Origin of the sequence: Devosia sp. FKR38, from assembly GCF_005222805.1 — a bacterium.
Lineage (GTDB): Bacteria > Pseudomonadota > Alphaproteobacteria > Rhizobiales > Devosiaceae > Devosia.
Window position 1 is genome coordinate 1,931,134 of record NZ_STGC01000005.1, and the last position, 17,091, is coordinate 1,948,224.

At 63.5% G+C, this 17,091-nt stretch carries 16 protein-coding genes; 12 read left to right on the forward strand and 4 right to left on the reverse strand.

Annotation, left to right across the window (positions count from 1 at the left end; translation table 11 throughout):
- Positions 1 to 115: 115 nt before the first annotated feature.
- Positions 116 to 1,033 (reverse strand): polyphosphate kinase 2, encoded by a 918-nt coding sequence (gene ppk2 / locus E8M79_RS14315; RefSeq protein ID WP_137152542.1) that lies wholly within the window; start codon positions 1,031 to 1,033, stop codon positions 116 to 118.
- Positions 1,034 to 1,275: 242 nt separating this feature from the next.
- Entirely contained in the window at positions 1,276 to 2,403 is a 1,128-nt protein-coding gene (locus tag E8M79_RS14320; protein ID WP_137152543.1) for a PQQ-dependent sugar dehydrogenase, read from the reverse strand.
- A 203-nt stretch (positions 2,404 to 2,606) separates the two neighbouring features.
- On the opposite strand from E8M79_RS14320, the gene greA reads away from it, so the two are divergent.
- The 6 genes from greA to E8M79_RS14350 all read left to right on the forward strand — a co-directional run bounded on the left by greA (position 2,607) and on the right by E8M79_RS14350 (position 9,320).
- A complete protein-coding gene (gene greA, locus E8M79_RS14325) occupies positions 2,607 to 3,080 on the forward strand; it encodes a transcription elongation factor GreA (RefSeq protein WP_137152544.1) in 474 nt (157 codons plus the stop codon).
- Between the two features lie 155 nt (positions 3,081 to 3,235).
- The gene (gene trxB, locus E8M79_RS14330) at positions 3,236 to 4,186 is read left to right on the forward strand and encodes a thioredoxin-disulfide reductase (RefSeq protein WP_137152545.1); all 951 of its coding nucleotides are present in this window, start codon (positions 3,236 to 3,238) and stop codon (positions 4,184 to 4,186) included.
- A 32-nt stretch (positions 4,187 to 4,218) separates the two neighbouring features.
- Positions 4,219 to 5,112, forward strand: a complete 894-nt coding sequence (locus E8M79_RS14335) for a LysR family transcriptional regulator (protein WP_137152546.1) — start codon at positions 4,219 to 4,221, stop codon at positions 5,110 to 5,112.
- A 10-nt stretch (positions 5,113 to 5,122) separates the two neighbouring features.
- On the forward strand, positions 5,123 to 5,830 hold the full coding sequence (locus E8M79_RS14340) for an HAD family hydrolase (protein WP_137152547.1): 708 nt from the start codon (positions 5,123 to 5,125) through the stop codon (positions 5,828 to 5,830).
- Between the two features lie 210 nt (positions 5,831 to 6,040).
- Positions 6,041 to 7,033: a magnesium transporter CorA family protein gene (locus E8M79_RS14345; RefSeq protein ID WP_137152548.1), complete on the forward strand. Its 993-nt coding sequence runs from the start codon at positions 6,041 to 6,043 to the stop codon at positions 7,031 to 7,033.
- Positions 7,034 to 8,207: 1,174 nt separating this feature from the next.
- On the forward strand, positions 8,208 to 9,320 hold the full coding sequence (locus E8M79_RS14350; protein ID WP_137152549.1) for a hypothetical protein: 1,113 nt from the start codon (positions 8,208 to 8,210) through the stop codon (positions 9,318 to 9,320).
- Between the two features lie 189 nt (positions 9,321 to 9,509).
- Here the strand turns inward: E8M79_RS14350 and E8M79_RS14355 are convergent, their stop codons facing one another.
- Positions 9,510 to 10,712, reverse strand: a complete 1,203-nt coding sequence (locus E8M79_RS14355) for a pyridoxal phosphate-dependent aminotransferase (protein WP_137152550.1) — start codon at positions 10,710 to 10,712, stop codon at positions 9,510 to 9,512.
- Between the two features lie 89 nt (positions 10,713 to 10,801).
- A complete protein-coding gene (locus E8M79_RS14360) occupies positions 10,802 to 11,227 on the reverse strand; it encodes a DUF4864 domain-containing protein (protein WP_171015867.1) in 426 nt (141 codons plus the stop codon).
- A 148-nt stretch (positions 11,228 to 11,375) separates the two neighbouring features.
- Here E8M79_RS14360 and E8M79_RS14365 point away from each other — a divergent pair, with 148 nt between their 5' ends.
- The 6 genes from E8M79_RS14365 (at position 11,376) to yjfF (ending at position 17,090) form a co-directional block, all read left to right on the forward strand.
- Complete coding sequence (locus tag E8M79_RS14365) at positions 11,376 to 11,675, forward strand: hypothetical protein (RefSeq protein WP_137152552.1); 300 nt, start codon at positions 11,376 to 11,378, stop codon at positions 11,673 to 11,675.
- Positions 11,676 to 11,813: 138 nt separating this feature from the next.
- Positions 11,814 to 12,242 (forward strand): CBS domain-containing protein, encoded by a 429-nt coding sequence (locus tag E8M79_RS14370; RefSeq protein WP_137152553.1) that lies wholly within the window; start codon positions 11,814 to 11,816, stop codon positions 12,240 to 12,242.
- A 210-nt stretch (positions 12,243 to 12,452) separates the two neighbouring features.
- Positions 12,453 to 13,427 carry a galactofuranose ABC transporter, galactofuranose-binding protein YtfQ gene (gene ytfQ / locus E8M79_RS14375; protein WP_282568110.1) on the forward strand — a complete coding sequence of 325 codons (975 nt, stop codon included), beginning with the start codon at positions 12,453 to 12,455 and terminating at the stop codon, positions 13,425 to 13,427.
- A 170-nt stretch (positions 13,428 to 13,597) separates the two neighbouring features.
- Positions 13,598 to 15,115, forward strand: coding sequence for a sugar ABC transporter ATP-binding protein (locus E8M79_RS14380; RefSeq protein WP_137152554.1), 1,518 nt, complete (start codon positions 13,598 to 13,600; stop codon positions 15,113 to 15,115).
- Entirely contained in the window at positions 15,112 to 16,116 is a 1,005-nt protein-coding gene (locus tag E8M79_RS14385; RefSeq protein WP_137152555.1) for an ABC transporter permease, read from the forward strand. Before E8M79_RS14380 ends, E8M79_RS14385 begins: the two co-directional genes overlap by 4 nt.
- The gene (yjfF, locus tag E8M79_RS14390) at positions 16,113 to 17,090 is read left to right on the forward strand and encodes a galactofuranose ABC transporter, permease protein YjfF (RefSeq protein WP_137152556.1); all 978 of its coding nucleotides are present in this window, start codon (positions 16,113 to 16,115) and stop codon (positions 17,088 to 17,090) included. The genes E8M79_RS14385 and yjfF overlap by 4 nt, the downstream gene beginning before the upstream one ends.
- Position 17,091: the final 1 nt, after the last annotated feature.

Genomic DNA, 17,091 nt, shown 5'->3' on the forward strand with positions numbered 1-17,091 from the left:
GGAGGGCCGGGGTGGGGGTCGTTCTGATGACCACTGATGGACCCGCTCGCTCGTTCCCTGCCCAAAAAGGAGAGGGAAGCAACGGCGCCGGACATCCACTCAGTGGTGAAACGCGTCAGTAAACCGCCTTCACATACATTTCCGGCGGCACCGGGCCGCGCGCATAGTCGGGGTGACGGATGCGCTCGGGCAGCACCACTTCGCGCTTGGGCACTTCCTCATAGGGAATGGCACTGAGCAGATGCGCGATGGTGTTGAGCCGCGCCCGCTTCTTGTCATCGGCATCCACGATCCACCACGGCGATTCCGGGCGATGCGTGCGCTGCAGCATGTCTTCCTTGGCCTTGGTATAATCTTCCCAATGCCGGCGGGATTCCATGTCCATGGGCGACAGCTTCCACTGCTTGAGCGGATCATCGATGCGCATACGGAAGCGGAATTCCTGCTCTTCATTGCTGATCGAGAACCAGAATTTGATCAGGATAATGCCCGAGCCGACCAGCATGCGCTCGAAATCGGGCACGGTGCGGAAGAACTCTTCCAGCTCGGTCGGGGTGCAGAAGCCCATCACGCGCTCAACGCCGGCGCGATTGTACCAGGAGCGGTCAAACAGCACCATTTCGCCGGCCGCCGGCAGGTGCGGCACATAGCGCTGGAAATACCACTGCGTCTTTTCGCGATCATTGGGCGCGGGCAGCGCCACCACGCGACAGACGCGCGGATTGAGCCGCTGGGTGATGCGCTTGATCGCCCCGCCCTTGCCGGCCGAGTCGCGCCCCTCAAAGATCACGGCGACCTTGAGGCCATGATGGGCGATCCAGTCCTGCAGCCGCACCAATTCGTGCTGCAGGCGGAACAGTTCGCGGAAATAGATGCGCCGGTCCAGCGACGAGCGGCGATGATGCGGCACCAGATCGCCCGCCAGCGCATCGAGCTGGTCGTCTTCGAACTGCAGTTCCAGCTCTTCATCAAAGCTGTCAGCAATTTCGTCGCGGATCCGATCAAGATCGCTCTGGCTCAAACGCTCATTCATGGCACCATCCTCCGGCAGCGCCGCTACTGTTCACACCAGCATTACGGTTTTGTGACACTCCGTCCTGGCCGCTCCGCGGCAAAATCGCTCCGGTGGAGCGATTTTAGGGACGGAGGCCACGAGACCTACGCTCGAATGGCAAGTGCGACCGCGCAGCGGTAAGATCGCTCCTGTGGAGCGATCTTAGGCGAGAAGGCCACGAAGGCTACGCCTGAGTGGCAGGGCTGGCCGCTCCCATGCCCCTACTTCCCCTCCGATGCCACCCGGATCAACCGCCCATTGTCCTCATCGGTCAGCAGATAGATCGCCCCGTCATCGCCCACCCGCACATCGCGGATGCGGCCCAACTGCCCCTCGAACAGCCGTTCCTCGCCGACGACTGTGTCGCCCTCCATGTCGAGCCGCACCAGCAGCTGCCCGCTCAGCCCGCCGGTCAGCAGGTCTCCCTCCCAGCCCGGCATCATTTCACCGGCATAGAATGCCAGCCCCGAGGGCGAGATCGACGGCACCCAGTAATGCAGCGGCTGCTCCAGCCCCGGCCTTTCCTGCCCCACGCCCACCGGTGCGCCCGAATAGTCGACGCCATAGGTAATGATGGGCCAGCCATAATTGGCGCCGGCCTTGGGCATGTTGAGCTCGTCCCCGCCCTTGGGCCCATGCTCGACGGTGAACAATTGCCCGTCGCCGCGCAGCGCCGCGCCCTGCGGATTGCGATGCCCCTTGCTCCACAGCTCGGGCGCCCAGCCCTCGGTCTTGGGATTGTCCGCCGGCACGCCGCCCTCGGGCGTGATGCGCACCACGGCGCCGGCGAGATCGGCCATGTCCTGCGCCCGGTCCCCGTCCCCGCGCTCACCCAGCGTCACGAACAGATTGCCATCCTGCCCCACCACGATGCGCGAGCCGAAATGGTGGCCGGTGCCAGTGAACTTGTTCATGCGGAAGATCACTGCCTGATCCTCCAGCCGGCCGCTGTCGCCCTCCAGCACCAGCTTGGCCGCCATCACCGCCGTGCCCGCGCCGCCCTCGCCCGGCTCGGCAAAGCTCAGATACACCCGCCCGCTCTCGGCAAAGTCCGGCGCCAGCGCAATATCGAGCAGACCACCCTGCCCCTGGTGAAACACCTCGGGCGTACCGGCGATCGGCGCCCCCACTTTTCCGTCCGTCACCAGCCGCAGCGCGCCGCTGCGCTCGGTCACCAGCATGCGGCCATCACCCAAGAGCGCCAGGCCCCAGGGATGGTCCAGCCCTTCGGCCACCACCGTGGCGGTCAGCGCCCCGGCGCTGCTGTCGATGGTCTGTGCCTGGGTCGGCAGGCTGCTCAGCAGCAGGCCGGCGAGGCTGGCAAGTACAGGCAGGCTAGAGGTTTTCATGGTTGGGCCTTTCCGAAATGGGGTCCGAACTTGAAGTGGCGTGTGGACATGACCATGTTGTTTTCGCACACCGGCTTGACCAGAACGCGGCAGGCGGGCAACGTGCGGCCGCTCTCCCTTACAAATTTATCGTGAAGCGCACGCCGAACGGATTTGGCTGGGATGTGTATTGTTGACTGCCGTGCCGATTGGAGGCGACGACCATGGATAAGATCCCGATGACGGTGAGTGGGCAAAAGGCCCTTGCCGCCGAATATGAGCACCGCACCGCCAGTGAGCGTCGACGCATTGTCGAGGCCATCTCGGAAGCGCGCGCCCATGGCGATCTGTCTGAAAACGCTGAGTATTCAGCCGCCAAGGAACAGCAGAGCCTCAATGAGGGCCGCATCAAGGAGCTCGAGACCATTCTCGCCCTGGCCGATGTCATCGACGTCAGCAAGCTGTCCGGCGATGTCGTCAAGTTCGGCGCCACCGTCACCTATATCGACGAGGACACCGAAGAGGAAAAGACCTACCAGATCGTCGGCGATCCAGAAGCTGACGCCTCGGGCGGCCGCATTTCCATCTCCTCGCCCATCGCCCGCGCCATGATTGGCAAGTCCGAGGGCGATTCGTTCGAAGTGGCTGCCCCCGGTGGCGCCCGTAGCTATGAGATCCTCAAGATCCGCTACGTCTAAGCCATATTGCGCATTGAATATTTGCCCATTGGTGTGACTTTTCTGTCGGTTCCGCACACCACGTTGGCAATGTGCAATGGTTTGCCTTGAAAGAGTGCACCTTCGCCCCTTAACTAAGGGGTGAGGGAGACTCCCATTTTCTGGAGAGCGTTGCGATGCACGCCAAAGTCGTCATCATCGGTTCCGGCCCGGCCGGATATACCGCGGCGATCTATGCCGCGCGGGCGATGCTGGAGCCCCTGATGATCCAGGGTCTGCAGCCCGGCGGCCAGTTGACCATCACCACCGATGTCGAGAACTACCCCGGTTTTGCCGACGTCATCCAGGGCCCCTGGCTCATGGACCAGATGAAGGCCCAGGCCGAGCATGTCGGCACGCGCATCGTCAACGACATCATCACCCAGGTTGATTTCGATCAGCGCCCCTTTGTGCTGACCGGGCACGACGGCGAGATCTATACCGCTGACAGCGTCATCATCGCCACCGGCGCCCAGGCCAAGTGGCTCGGCCTGCCCAGCGAGCAGAAGTTCCAGGGCTTTGGCGTCTCCGCCTGCGCCACCTGCGATGGCTTTTTCTACCGCAACAAGGAAGTCATCGTCGTCGGCGGCGGCAATACCGCTGTCGAGGAAGCGCTGTTCCTCACCAATTTTGCCTCCAAGGTCATCGTTGTGCACCGTCGCGACGAGTTCCGCGCCGAGCGCATCCTCCAGGATCGCCTGTTCAAGAACCCCAAGATCGAAGTGCGCTGGAACACCGAGATCGCCGAAGTCGGCGGTTCGGCCATGCCGCCCTCGGTCAACACCGTCACCCTGCGCGATCTGGCGGCCAACCGCACCTATGAGCAGCCCATCGACGGCGTCTTCATCGCCATCGGCCATGCACCGGCAACGGCGATCTTTGCTGGCAAGCTCGACATGAAGCCGGGCGGCTATCTGCAGGTGAAGGCCGGCACCACCGAGACCAATATCCCCGGCGTCTTTGCCGCCGGTGACGTCACCGACGATGTCTATCGCCAGGCCATCACCGCTGCGGGCATGGGCTGCATGGCAGCGCTGGAGGCCGAGCGATACCTGGCCGAACACGAACTCGCCGAGGCGGCGGAGTAGCCGAAACAAGACCCAACAAGAAGGCGACCAATATGCTCGACTGGGACAAGCTCCGGATTTTCCACACCGCCGCCGAGTCGGGCAGTTTCACCCACGCCGCTGAAAAGCTGGGCATGAGCCAGTCGGCCGTCAGCCGCCAGATCTCCGCGCTCGAGGATGACCTCGGGCTCAAGCTCTTTATCCGCCACGCCCGCGGCCTGGTGCTCACCGAGGTGGGCGAGCAGCTCTTCCGCACCGCCCACCGCATGCACTGGGAACTCCAGCAGGTGGAAACCCAGATGTCCGAAAGTCAGGACGTCCCCACCGGTCCGCTGATCGTCACCACCACCGTGGGTATCGGCTCCACCTGGCTCAGCTCGCGGCTCGACGAATTCCTCAAGCTCTATCCGCTCATCCAACTCGAAATCCGCCTCAATGACGCCGAGCTCGATCTGGCCATGCGCGAGGCCGACGTCGCCATCCGCCTGCACCGGCCCAACCAGTCCGAGATGATCCAGCGCAAGCTGTTCACCGTGCACAACCACTTCTATGCCTCGGTGGACTACATCGAGGAGTTCGGCATGCCCAAGACGGCCGATGAGCTCGATGACCACCGCATCGTCACCTTCGGTGAGCCGGTGCCGTCCTACCTGGGCGACATCAACTATCTCGAGCGCATGGGCCGCAGCGATTCCAGCCCGCGCCGCACCACGCTCAAGGTCAATGCCATCTATGGCATGATGCAGGCCTGCCGCGCCGGCATCGGCATTGCCATGCTGCCCGACTACGTCACCGAAAAGGAAGATCGCCTGGTCCAGGTTCTGCCCGAGACCGAGCTGCCGGCCTATGAGGCCTTCTTCGTCTATCCCCCCGCCCTCAAGAATTCCAAGCGCGTCGGCGTCTTCCGCGACTTCCTTGTCGGCAAGGCCCGCGAGTGGAGTTTCTAGGGTCGTCGCAATGGCTGGCATCACCACCATTGCCCTCGATGCCGACGATACGCTCTGGCAGAACGAGCAGTTTTTCCGCCTGACCCAGGAGCGCTTCAAGACGCTGCTGGCCGATCATGCCGATGCCACCAATCTCGATGAGCGCCTGATCTCGGCTGTCAGCCGCAATTTGCGCTTCTATGGCTTTGGCGCCAAGGGCTTTACCCTGTCCATGGTCGAGACGGCGCTTGAGATCACCAACCATGCCGTCCCCGGCACGGTGATCGCCGAAATCCTCGCCGCCGGCCGCGAACTGCTGAGTTTTCCGGTCGAAACCCTGCCCTATGTCGATCAGGCCCTTGAACAGCTTGAGGCCACCCACCGGCTGATCCTGGTCACCAAGGGCGATCTGATTGATCAGGAGCGCAAGCTCGCCGCTTCCGGCCTGGCGGACTATTTCTCTGCCGTCGAGATTATCTCCGACAAGACCCCGGCCGCCTATGCCCGCATTTTCGAGCGCCACACCGACGGCGCCGCCCACACCGTGATGGTGGGCAATTCCATGCGCTCCGATGTGCTGCCGGCCCTCGCCGCCGGCAGCTATGGCGTCTTTGTGCCGCATGATCTCACCTGGTCCTATGAGCTGGCCGAAGAGCCCGCTGACGAGCCGCGCTATGCCCGCATTGCCCATCTGGGCGAGCTGGCCGCCGCCATCGCCGCCTTCGAGGCGCAGGGCTGACCCGGGCGCCCGGCGCCATTGTGCCCGCATCGCAAACACAGCCTTGACCTTGCCACACATCGGAGGCATCGGTGCTCTGTAGTTGACGAAACACGGACCCCGACAGTGAACCCCGACTCTCGAAGTCGATTGACGAACAGGACGGCACGAAAACCGGGGTGACGCAGCAGGTCGCGCCGGCGTAGCCGCCCGCGCACAAGGATACCTGCCATGCTGAACATCTATACCGTTTCCGGCGATCACCTCGCCCGCCTCCCCGTCGACCCGGCCGCCGCCCCGGCCGATCTGTCCAACGCCATCTGGTATGATCTGATCAATCCCACCCGGGATGAGGAGCATTTCGTCGAGCAATGCCTGGGCATCATGGTGCCCACCCGCGACGAGATGAAGGATATCGAGCCCTCGGCCCGCCTCTATGCCGAGGCCGACGCCGAATTCATGACCGCCACGGTGCTGAGCAAGATGCACGAGATGGACCCCATCAAGGTGCCGGTCACCTTCGTGCTGCGCGGCGCGTCCCTGGTCACCATCCGCTATGCCGAGCCCATGCCCTTTGTCACCTTCGAGGCCCTGGCCCTGCGCCCCGGTGGTCGCCCGCTCACCAGCGGCGAACATGTCATGGCCGGCCTGCTCGACGCCTTCATTGACCGCATTGCCCAGGTGCTGGAAACCACCGGCGATGATCTCGACGCCATCTCGCGCGAGGTCTTCCGCTCGCGCGCCAAGGGCGCCACCCGCAAGTCGCGCAATCTGGAAGGTCTCATCGAAAAGATCGGCAACAAGGGCGATATGCTCACCCTGGTGCGCGAAAGCCTGATCACCATCCTGCGCCTGACCACCTTTCACCAGACCCGTCAGCCCGGCACGCCCCGCGCCACCCGCGATATCAGGCAGGATTTCAAGGTGCTGCAGCGCGACGCCCAGGCCCTGGCCGATCACGCCGGCTTTCTGTCCAACAAGGTCAACTTCCTGCTCGATGCCACCCTGGGCCTGATCAATCTGGAGCAGAACCAGATCATCAAGATCTTCTCGGTGGCCGCCGTGGTCTTCCTGCCGCCCACCCTGGTGGCCTCGATCTATGGCATGAACTTCCAGGTCATGCCCGAGCTCACCTGGCAGTTCGGCTATCCCCTGGCGATCCTGGCCATGATTGCCTCGGCAATTCTGCCCTATCTGCTGTTCAAGCGACGCGGTTGGCTCTGAGCCCACAAGCGGCGCAACGCACGGAAAAACCATGCCAAATTCGCCTTTTGTGACAGAAATGTTCTAAAATCTATGCAGGGACTGCATAGCTATTATACGCGATGCCTTATTGTTGGGCAGGGCGACACCCCATATATGCCTCCCAGCACAGCGGGCGCCTCCCTCCTCCCTTGCACCCGCTGCGTTCCCTCCTTGTGGGGACTTGTTCCCGCAAATATGTGGCTCCGCTCTCCCCTCGAGCGGGGCCACATGTGTTTTGGGCCCCTGCATCCAGCGCATGGCTGGCATACGACATGGCTTATTGCCTACTGAGTGAGTCGAGTTCATAAGGAGGGTGTTGCTGAGGCGCGTTCCATTTCCTCCTCCCTTGGAACAAGTATCGCAACACCGAACTCTGATCGTATCCTCCTCCCTCGATCACGGTTCACCGGCAGAGCGCATCTCCTCCTCCCTTGCTCTCTGCCTCACTTTCGATTTGGCTTCGGCCCTATCATTGGCCCTGTCTTCGGACAGGGCCTTTTTTTTCGGTCTTCAATCCCCGCGCACCGCAGGCCTGACAACTTGTCGCTGTGTAAAATGCATGGCAGGCATGTTGACCTATGTCTTGCTGACCAAACGGTCAAAATCTATATGTGTACCTGTCGCTGGTGACGCCGCTCCGTATCCTCCTCCCTCGGACCCGCGTTTAGGCGACACGAACTTGAGCCGTATCCTCCTCCCTCGGCTTGGGTTCACCGGTCTGATGCATATCCTCCTCCCTTGCATCGGGCCAAAACTTCAGATTTGGCTTCGGCCCTATCATAAGGCTCCAACTTCGGTTGGAGCCTCTTTTTTTGCCCTGAGCCATCGGCCCGCGCCCCGGATTCTGCATGGCAGCGTTTCGCAATTGACCAATTGTCGCACCCCCGCCTTCAGTCGATAACACGACCATAAGTTCAGCGGCGATCGTGGTGCCGCGCCTCCAAAGTCAAAGGCCTCGGCCCTTGGCTCCTGGCCCTGCCCATCCCCTCGGGCAGGGCCTTTCCTTTTCCTCCGCACATCGCCAATTCTGCCCAGCGGGCGGCAGTTTTTGCCGGCCGGCACAGCTCACCCGCAGCCACGACCTTGTTTTGCCTCAGCAATTTTCAGGCATGCCCCTTGCATAGGATTTGTTAACCGATTGCAGGAGCCTATCATGGTCGCCGTCAGCGCCAGCTATCCCAGCACCAGCTATGCCAATCTTGCCACCACCATGGCCGCCAGCGTGGCCGCCAACACCGCGTCGGCAAACGCCGCCAGCAAATCCACCACCAGCGCCGAACAGCCGGCCACCTCGATAACCCTCTCGAGCGAAGCCCAGGCGGCTCTGGCCAAAAAGGATTTCGCCACGGTCCTGGCCGATGCGCATGCCAAGCTGCTCGCCCTGCTCAAGGACGCCAACCGCACCAGCCCGCTCAAGGATGGCAAGCTGGCGCTGGATCTGAGCAGCCTCGACCCGCGCGAGCTCTATGCCATGTCCAGCGACAAGAGCTTCTCCCCCGATGAGCGCGAAGCCGCGGGCCTTGAGATGCAGCGTCGCTTTGAGAGCGCCATGTCCGGCCCCGCCGCCGTGGCCAAGGTCACCGGCGACTACACCGGCCTCTACAAGGCCGCCGCTGTCTATCTCGATAGCCTGGGCGACGAGGAGAAGAACGGCACCGACTGGATCGCCGGCCGCGACGCCATCACCGAGGGCCTCAAGCAGCTGCAGTCCGATCCCAAGAAAATGCCAGATGCCGGCGATCAGGATCCCGTCGCGCTCTATCTGGCGCTGGCCAATGCCGGCCAGACGCAGCAGCAGGACATCAAGGATGTCGCCACCGGCGCCCGCGCCTCGCTCGACGCGCTCTATGCCAAGGCGATCAAGGACGGCAAGGTGCCCACCTTCAACAAGCAGACCACCATCGGCACCTATATCGACATGTCGAGCTTCCCCAGCCGGACCCTGTCGGCCATTGCGCTCAACACCGACAACAAGTTCGCGCCCGAGGAAACCAATGCCGCCCAGGCCGCGCTGCGCACCAAGAGCGGCGCCGCCCTCCTGGCCGGCTTCAAGAGCGCTTCAAAGTCCAGCGACCCCACCGCCTTCAGCCAGAACATCATCTCGGTCTATTCCTCGATGAGCGACGAGGAACGCCAGGCCGCCGGCTGGAGCCCCGACTTCTATGCCGCGGCTCTCGCCAGCTACCAGACCACCAACAAGCTCACCGAAATGTTTGCCCAGGCCGGCGGCAACACCAGCTTCTTCAGCTGGATGGGCTCCAAATAGGCCGCAGGCAAAATCACGCCAGTGGCGTGATTTTAGATTTGGAGGCCATGAGAGCTACGCTCGAATGGCCCGGACGCGTCACACGCACGGTCCTGGCTTACTAAAGGCTTCCCCACCCACCGGCCGATCCCTCCCCCTTAGTGGGAGGCTGGGTGGGGGCCGCCTTTTTGCATCGGCAGCCCGCAAACCCTACTTGATCCCCGCGCAGAACCCCTGGATGCGCTTTACCGCTTCTTCCAGCTCGGCATTGCTGGCCGCATAGCTCAGGCGGAAATGCCCTGGCAGGCCGAAGGCCGTGCCATGCACCAGCGCCACGCCGGTCTCGTCCAGCAGCGCCAGCACGAAATCCTCGTCCGTATTGAGCAGCGTGCCGCCCGCGCTGGTCTTGCCCAGCAGGCGCAGGCAGGATGGGAACACATAGAACGCGCCTTCCGGCGTCAGGCAATCGAGTCCGGTATTGGCATTGAGCCCGGCCACCACCATGTCGCGCCGCGCCTGGAACACCTGCCGCCATTCGGCGAGAAAATCCTGCGGCCCGTTGAGCGCTTCCACCGCCGCCCACTGCGCAATCGAGGTCGGGCAGCTGGTCGACTGGCCCTGCAGCTTGGTCATCGCCGCCAGCAGCGGCCGCGGCCCGGTGCAGAAGCCGATGCGCCAGCCGGTCATGGCATGCGACTTCGACACCCCGTTCATGGTCAACGTACGCGCCTGCAGCTTGGGCTCCACCTGGGCGATGGTGGCAAAGCTGCCGCCATCATAGACCAGCACTTCATAGATATCGTCGGTCAGGATGTGCACATGCGGATGCGCCAGCAGCACATCGGCCAGCCCGCGCAGCTCGGCTGCCGTATAGGCCGCGCCCGTCGGGTTGGACGGCGTATTGAGCAGCAGCCACTTGGTCTTGGGCGTGATCGCCGCTTCCAGCACGGCCGGCGACAGCTTGAAGCCGGTCGAGGCATCGGCCACCGCAAACACCGGCTCGGCGCCGCACAGCCGCACGATTTCCGGATAGCTCACCCAATAGGGCACCGGCACCACCACCTCGTCGCCGGGGTTGAGCGTGGCCATCAGCGCATTGAAGATGATCTGCTTGCCGCCCGAGGACACAAAGCAATCGGCTGCTGTTACGTCGAGGCCATTATCGCGCTTGAACTTGGCCGCCACCGCCGCCTTGAGCTCGGGAATGCCATCGACATTGGTGTAGCGCGTCTTGCCCGCATCCATGGCCGCCTTGGCGGCGTCGCGCACATTGAGCGGCGTGTCGAAATCCGGCTCGCCCGCCGAGAGCGCGATGATGTCGCGGCCCTGCTGCGCCAGTTCGCGCGCCTTCTGGCTGATGGCCACGGTCGCCGACGGCGCCACCCGCCCCAGTGCTTCCGACAAGAACCCCATCATCACTCTCCCAGCTGTGTCGGCCGGCAGTGATAGGGATTGCGCTGCAGCCAATCAAGCCGCAAGCGACAGACGCGGCGCGCTTTGGGCTAGATGCCGATGCCCGGCGCCTTGCGCAGCGCCACGCCCAGCACGCGCCAGCCCTGCCCCGGCTCATCGCCCAGCTGATACAGCGCCTCATATAGGCTCTGGTCGGGTCCGACGAATTTGACCACCTGCGCCACCACGCTCGCGCTCACCCGCTCGAAACTGCCAAAGCTGTGCGAGCGCGAATAGACGATCGGCCCATAGCCACTGGCCTCCACTGCGATCAGGAACGCCTCAGGCTGTTCGGCAAACTGGGTGCGAAACCCCTCGCTGGCAAAACTCAGCGCCCTCGGCCCATCCTGCTCATGCAGGGCGCCAATCTGGCCGCTCACCACCGCCTGCCAGGGCGCCGCATCGTCCTGCCCCGCCGCCGGCAGCGTCAGGGCCATCATCATCATCATCATCATCAGTGCCAGAATAGCGCGCATTGCCGTCTCCTCCTGATGCGCCCAGCGCATCGCCTCGCCACAGTTCCGCCACCAAATGGTACGCAGGGCGCCGGATTGGACACAAACTCGAACCGCATTCGCATGGCTTGATGCTGTCACTGACCTTCAGCAGAACGACATCGATCCCATGCACAATACTACGTCGCCCCGGCCGAAAAGTTTCAAGCGTCTCGCCATTGGTTCAACGGTTGTGGTGGCCATTGCCAGCGGTGCAGCGCTTGTGGCCGGGGTCGCCCCTGCCTCTGCTTCCAGCCTGATGGCTCAGCCCGATACCCATATTGCCATTTTCATGGTGCCACTGACCCTTCTGGTCCTGGCCACCATGATTGAAGTGGCGCGGATGGCTCTGCGTGGCCCCCTCCCAGCCAACGCACCCACCCGCGTCCGCAAGCCCCGCCATTGGTCCCCCGGCCGCGGCGAGGGCTGACCCTTTCCAGACAGACCTCCTGACCGACTGCAGCCGGCCCCCAAGGGCCGGCTTTTTCGTGTCCAGCAGCCCCCCGCCGCCTGCGCCCTTGCGGCCCCCTTGCCCAGGGTCCAGACTGCGGTCCAGGAGGACTTCAACATGCGTGTCGATACCATCCTGCAAACCAAGGGCGTGCTGGTGCATACCCTGCCCGAGACCGCCACCCTCGCCGATGCGGTCGCCCTGCTCAATACCCACAACATCGGCGCCATCGTCATCACCGACGGCGGCGGCACCATCATCGGCATCCTGTCCGAGCGCGACATCGTCCGCCGCCTCGGCCGGGGCGAGGGCACCGCACTCAGCCTTGCCATCGCCGACTGCATGACCCGCGGCGTCATCACCTGTCGGCGCGATACCCCGATCAGCGAGGTCATGGAGACCATGACGCACCATCGCATCCGCCACATGCCCGTGCTGGCGGACGATGGTCTGGTCGGCATTATTTCCATCGGCGACGTGGTCAAGCTCAAGATTGCCGAGGCGGAGGACGAGGCCGCAGCGCTGCGGGGCTACATCGCCGGTTGACCCGGCTCACGCCGTCCCGCCCGCACAGGACCACAAGCAAACCCATTGCAGAACAATGGGTTAATCGGCACACTGCTGCGCAGACCCGCCCACGGGCGGGCCCCAGATCACCTGCGGAGATTCCCACTTTACATATAATAGTACTTTATATAGCGTCCGTTCATCGCCGCAGGTGAACACACCGCAGCGACCACTTTTTGGGAGGACATCGTGACCATCATCACCAAGCTTGCCATCGCGGCAAGCCTCGCTACTGCCTTGACGTCTGTCAGCATTGCCCAGGACAACCTCAAGGGTCTTGTTGTCGGCTTCAGCCAGATCGGTTCGGAATCCGGCTGGCGTGCTGCCGAGACCTCGGTCACCAAGGCCCAGGCCGAAGAGCGCGGCATCGACCTCAAGTTTGCCGATGCGCAGCAGAAGCAGGAAAATCAGATCAAGGCCATCCGCGGCTTCATCGCCCAGGGCGTTGATGCCATCATGGTTGCCCCCGTCGTCGCCACCGGCTGGGAAGATGTGCTGACCGAAGCCAAGGAAGCCGAGATCCCCGTGATCCTGCTCGACCGTGGCGTGGATGCGCCCGAAGACCTCTACCTGACCTCGGTTGCCTCCGATCAGGTCAAGGAAGGCCGCGTTGCCGGTCAGTGGCTGGTCGACGCCGTCGGCGATGCCGATTGCAAGGTCGTCGAGCTCCAGGGCACCGTGGGCTCCACCCCGGCCATCAACCGCAAGCAGGGCTTTGAAGAAGCCATTGCCGGCCATGCCAACATCACCATCGCCCGCAGCCAGACCGGCGACTTCACCCGCTCCAAGGGCAAGGAAGTCATGGAAGGCTTCATCAAGGCCGAAAACGGTGGCAAGGACATCTGCGCCGTCTATGCCCACAACGATGACATGGCCGTTGGCGCCATCCAGGCCATCAAGGACGCTGGCCTCAAGCCCGGCACCGACATCAAGGTGGTCTCCATCGACGCCGTGCCGGACATCTTCGCCGCCATGGTCAATGGTGAAGCCAATGCCACGGTCGAACTGACCCCCAACATGGCTGGCCCGGCCTTCGACGCCCTCTCGGCCTATCTTGCCGATGGCACCGAACCCGCCAAGTTCATCATCACCGAGTCCAAGCTCTATACCCCTGCTGACAATCCGCAGGGCGAATATGACACCCGCAAGGGTCTGGGCTACTAATCTCAGCCCACAAGCAACCACCGAACGGCACCTCCCCCTTGACGGGGGAGGCTGGGAGGGGGTGTGGTTGGCGCCGGCATCGGCGCTGACCGGCCCCCTTTCGTGATCCCGCCAGCAGAGCGGGCGCAGATCGAGGTGGCAAACCGGTGATCGACAAGGGGGAACGGCGCATGGCCGACAGCCAATACGTGCTCGAAGCGCGCGGCGTCATCAAGATTTTCGGCAGCCAGACGGCGCTGGATTCGGTCGATTTCGGCCTGCGCCGCGGCGAGGTCCACGCCCTGCTCGGCGAAAACGGCGCCGGCAAATCCACCCTGATCAAGATCCTCACCGGCGCCTATCAGCCCGATGGCGGCCAGGTGCTGGTCGATGGCGCCCCCGTCACCCTCGACAATCCCCTCCATGCCCAGACCCATGGCATCGGCACCGTCTATCAGGAGGTCAACCTCCTGCCCAATCGCTCGGTTGCCGAAAATCTCTATCTCGGCCACCAGCCGACCCGCTTTGGCCTGGTCGACCACCGCAAGATGGAGCGCGACGCCCGCGTCCTCCTCACCCGCTATGGCCTTGATCTTGATCCCGGCAGCGAACTGGGCAGCCATTCGGTCGCCGTCCAGCAGATCGTCGCCATCGCCCGCGCCGTCGAACTCTCCGGCAAGGTGCTGATCCTCGACGAACCCACGGCCAGCCTTGATCGCAACGAGGTCGAGCGCCTGTTCGAGGTCATTGGCGATCTCAAGCGCGCCGGCCTCGCCATCATCTTCATCACCCATTTCCTCGATCAGGTCTTTGCCATATCCGACCGCGTCACCGTGCTGCGCAATGGCAGGCTGGTCGAAACCCAGGTGCTCGACGCCCTCAGCCGCACCGATGTGGTCCGCCTCATGCTGGGCAAGGACATTGCCTTCTCCGGCGCCACCGATCTCGAGCCGGAAAATCCCACCACCGATGTGCTGCTGCAATTCTCCGGCTATGGCCGCAAGAATGGCGTCGCGCCCTTCGATCTGACCATCCACAAGGGCGAGGTCATCGGCGTCGCCGGCCTGCTCGGCTCGGGCCGCACCGAAATGGCCCGCATCATGTTCGGCGCCGATCCCGCCGACCAGGGGAGCCTGCGCGTCAACGACAAGCCGGCCAATGTGCGCAACACCACCGACGCCATCACCCTGGGCTTCGGCTTCTGCCCCGAAGACCGCAAGGCCGAGGGCATTCTGGGCGATCTCTCGGTGCGCGAAAACATCATCATTGCCCTGCAAGGCAAGCTGGGCTGGTTCAAGGCGCTCAACCGCGACGAACAGCTCGAGATCGCCGGCCGCTTCGGGGAATCCATGGACATCCGCGCCGCCTCGCTGGACATGCCGGTCAAGCTCCTCTCCGGCGGCAACCAGCAGAAGGTCATCCTCTCGCGCTGGCTGGCCACCGATCCGGCCTTCCTCATCCTGGACGAACCCACCCGCGGCATCGACGTCGGCGCCCATGCCGAAATTGTCCGCACCATCAATCGCCTGCGCGACGATGGCATGGCCATGGTCGTCATCTCCTCCGAGCTCGACGAAGTGGTGGCCTATAGCTCCCGCATCGTCGTCATGCGCGACCGCAAGATGGTCGCCGAACTGCGCGGCAAGAATATCAATCCCGGCGTGATCGTTCAGGCCATCGCCAACAACCCCGACGAGGCCACCCCATGAGACGCCTGCGCCTGGATCGCCTGGCCAATCCGCAACTGCTCGCTTTGGTGGGCGTGCTGGCCATCAACTGGCTGCTCTTCCCTAGCTTCTTTCATGTCACCTGGCAGGATGGGCGCTTCTTCGGCAGCTTCATTGACGTGCTCAACCGCGGCGCCCCGGTGGCCATTCTCGCCATCGGCATGACCGGGGTCATCGCCACCAAGGGCGTGGACCTCTCGGTGGGCGCCATCATGGCCGTCTGCGGCGCCGTCGCCGCCACCATGGTGGTCGCCGGCTATCCCGCCCCCATCGCCATCATCGCCGCTCTCGCCGTCGGCCTCGCCTGCGGCCTCTGGAATGGCTTTCTCGTCGCCGTGCTCGATATCCAGCCCATCGTCGCCACCCTCGTGCTCATGGTCGCCGGTCGCGGCATTGCCCAGCTCATCACCGAAGGCTCCATCGTCACCTTCAACGATCCCAGCCTGATCTTTGTCGGCACCGGCTCGTTCCTGGGCTTCCCCATGGCTGCCGTCATTGCCGTTGTGCTCATGGTGCTGGTCACGCTTCTGGTGCGGCGCACCGCGATAGGCCTGTTCATCCAGGCCATCGGCGTCAACCGCGCCGCCGCCTCCCTTGCCGGCATCCATAGCCGCATGCTGCTCATGCTGGTCTATGCCCTCTCAGGCCTCTGCGCCGCCATCGCCGGCATTGTCGTGGCCGCTGACATCCGCGGCGCCGACGCCAACAATTCCGGCCTCTGGCTCGAACTCGACGCCATCCTGGCCGTAGTCATCGGCGGCACCTCCCTGCTCGGCGGCCGCTTCTCCATCCCCATGGCCGTGGTCGGTGCGCTCATCATCCAGGCCATGAACACCGGCATCCTGGTCTCCGGCTTCCCGCCCGAGTTCAACCTGGTGGTCAAGGCCGGCATGATCATCCTGATCCTGCTGCTCCAGTCTCCCTATGCGGCCCTGCCGTTCAAGCGCCGCCCGGCGGCCTCCAACAAGACGGCCTCGTCATGAAACGCAGTCTGCGCCCCCTGGCGGCCACCGCCGTCATCTTTATCATCGCCTATGGTCTGGCGGTCCTGCAGTTCCCCAACATGCTGTCCACCCGCGTGCTGGGCAATTTCCTCACCGACAATGCCTTTTTGGGCATTGCTGCGGTCGGCATGACCTTTGTCATCATCTCGGGCGGCATTGATCTGTCGGTCGGCGCGGTCATCGGCTTCACCGGCGTGCTCATCGCCGTGCTCACCAGCTGGCTGGGCATCCATCCCCTGGTGGCCTTTGCCATCGCCCTGGGCGTGGCCGCGCTGTTTGGCGCCGCCATGGGCTTCACCATCCATTTCCTGCAGGTGCCGTCCTTCATCGTCACCCTGGCGGGCATGTTCCTGGCCCGCGGCGGCGCCTCCATCATCACCCAGGATTCGGTGCCCATCAAACACGAGTTCTACGCCACCCTGGGCGATCTGATGATCCGCCTGCCCGGCGGCGGCAAGCTCAGCTTCATCGGCATGCTGATGATCCTGATCTTCCTCGGCGGCGCCCTGCTGGCCCATCGCACCAAATTCGGATCCTACGTCTATGCGCTGGGCGGAAATTCCGTTTCGGCCTCGCTCATGGGCGTGCCGGTGGCCCGCACCACGGTGCAGATCTATATGCTTTCCAGCACATTGGCGGCCTTGGCAGGCATAGTGTTTTCGCTCTACACCTCGGCAGGCTATCCGCTGGCTGCGGTGGGGGTTGAGCTCGATGCGATCAGCGCTGTCGTCATCGGCGGCACCCTGCTCACCGGCGGCTATGGCTTTGTGCTGGGCACCTTTGTCGGCGTGATGCTGCTGGGTCTGGTGCAGACCTACATCATCTTCGACGGCACGCTGTCGAGCTGGTGGACCAAGATCGTCATCGGTGTGCTGCTCTTCTTGTTCATCGTCTTGCAGCGCGTCATATTTGCCGCCTCCGCCCCCGGAGAGAAGTCGCCCGAGAAAGTCTAGC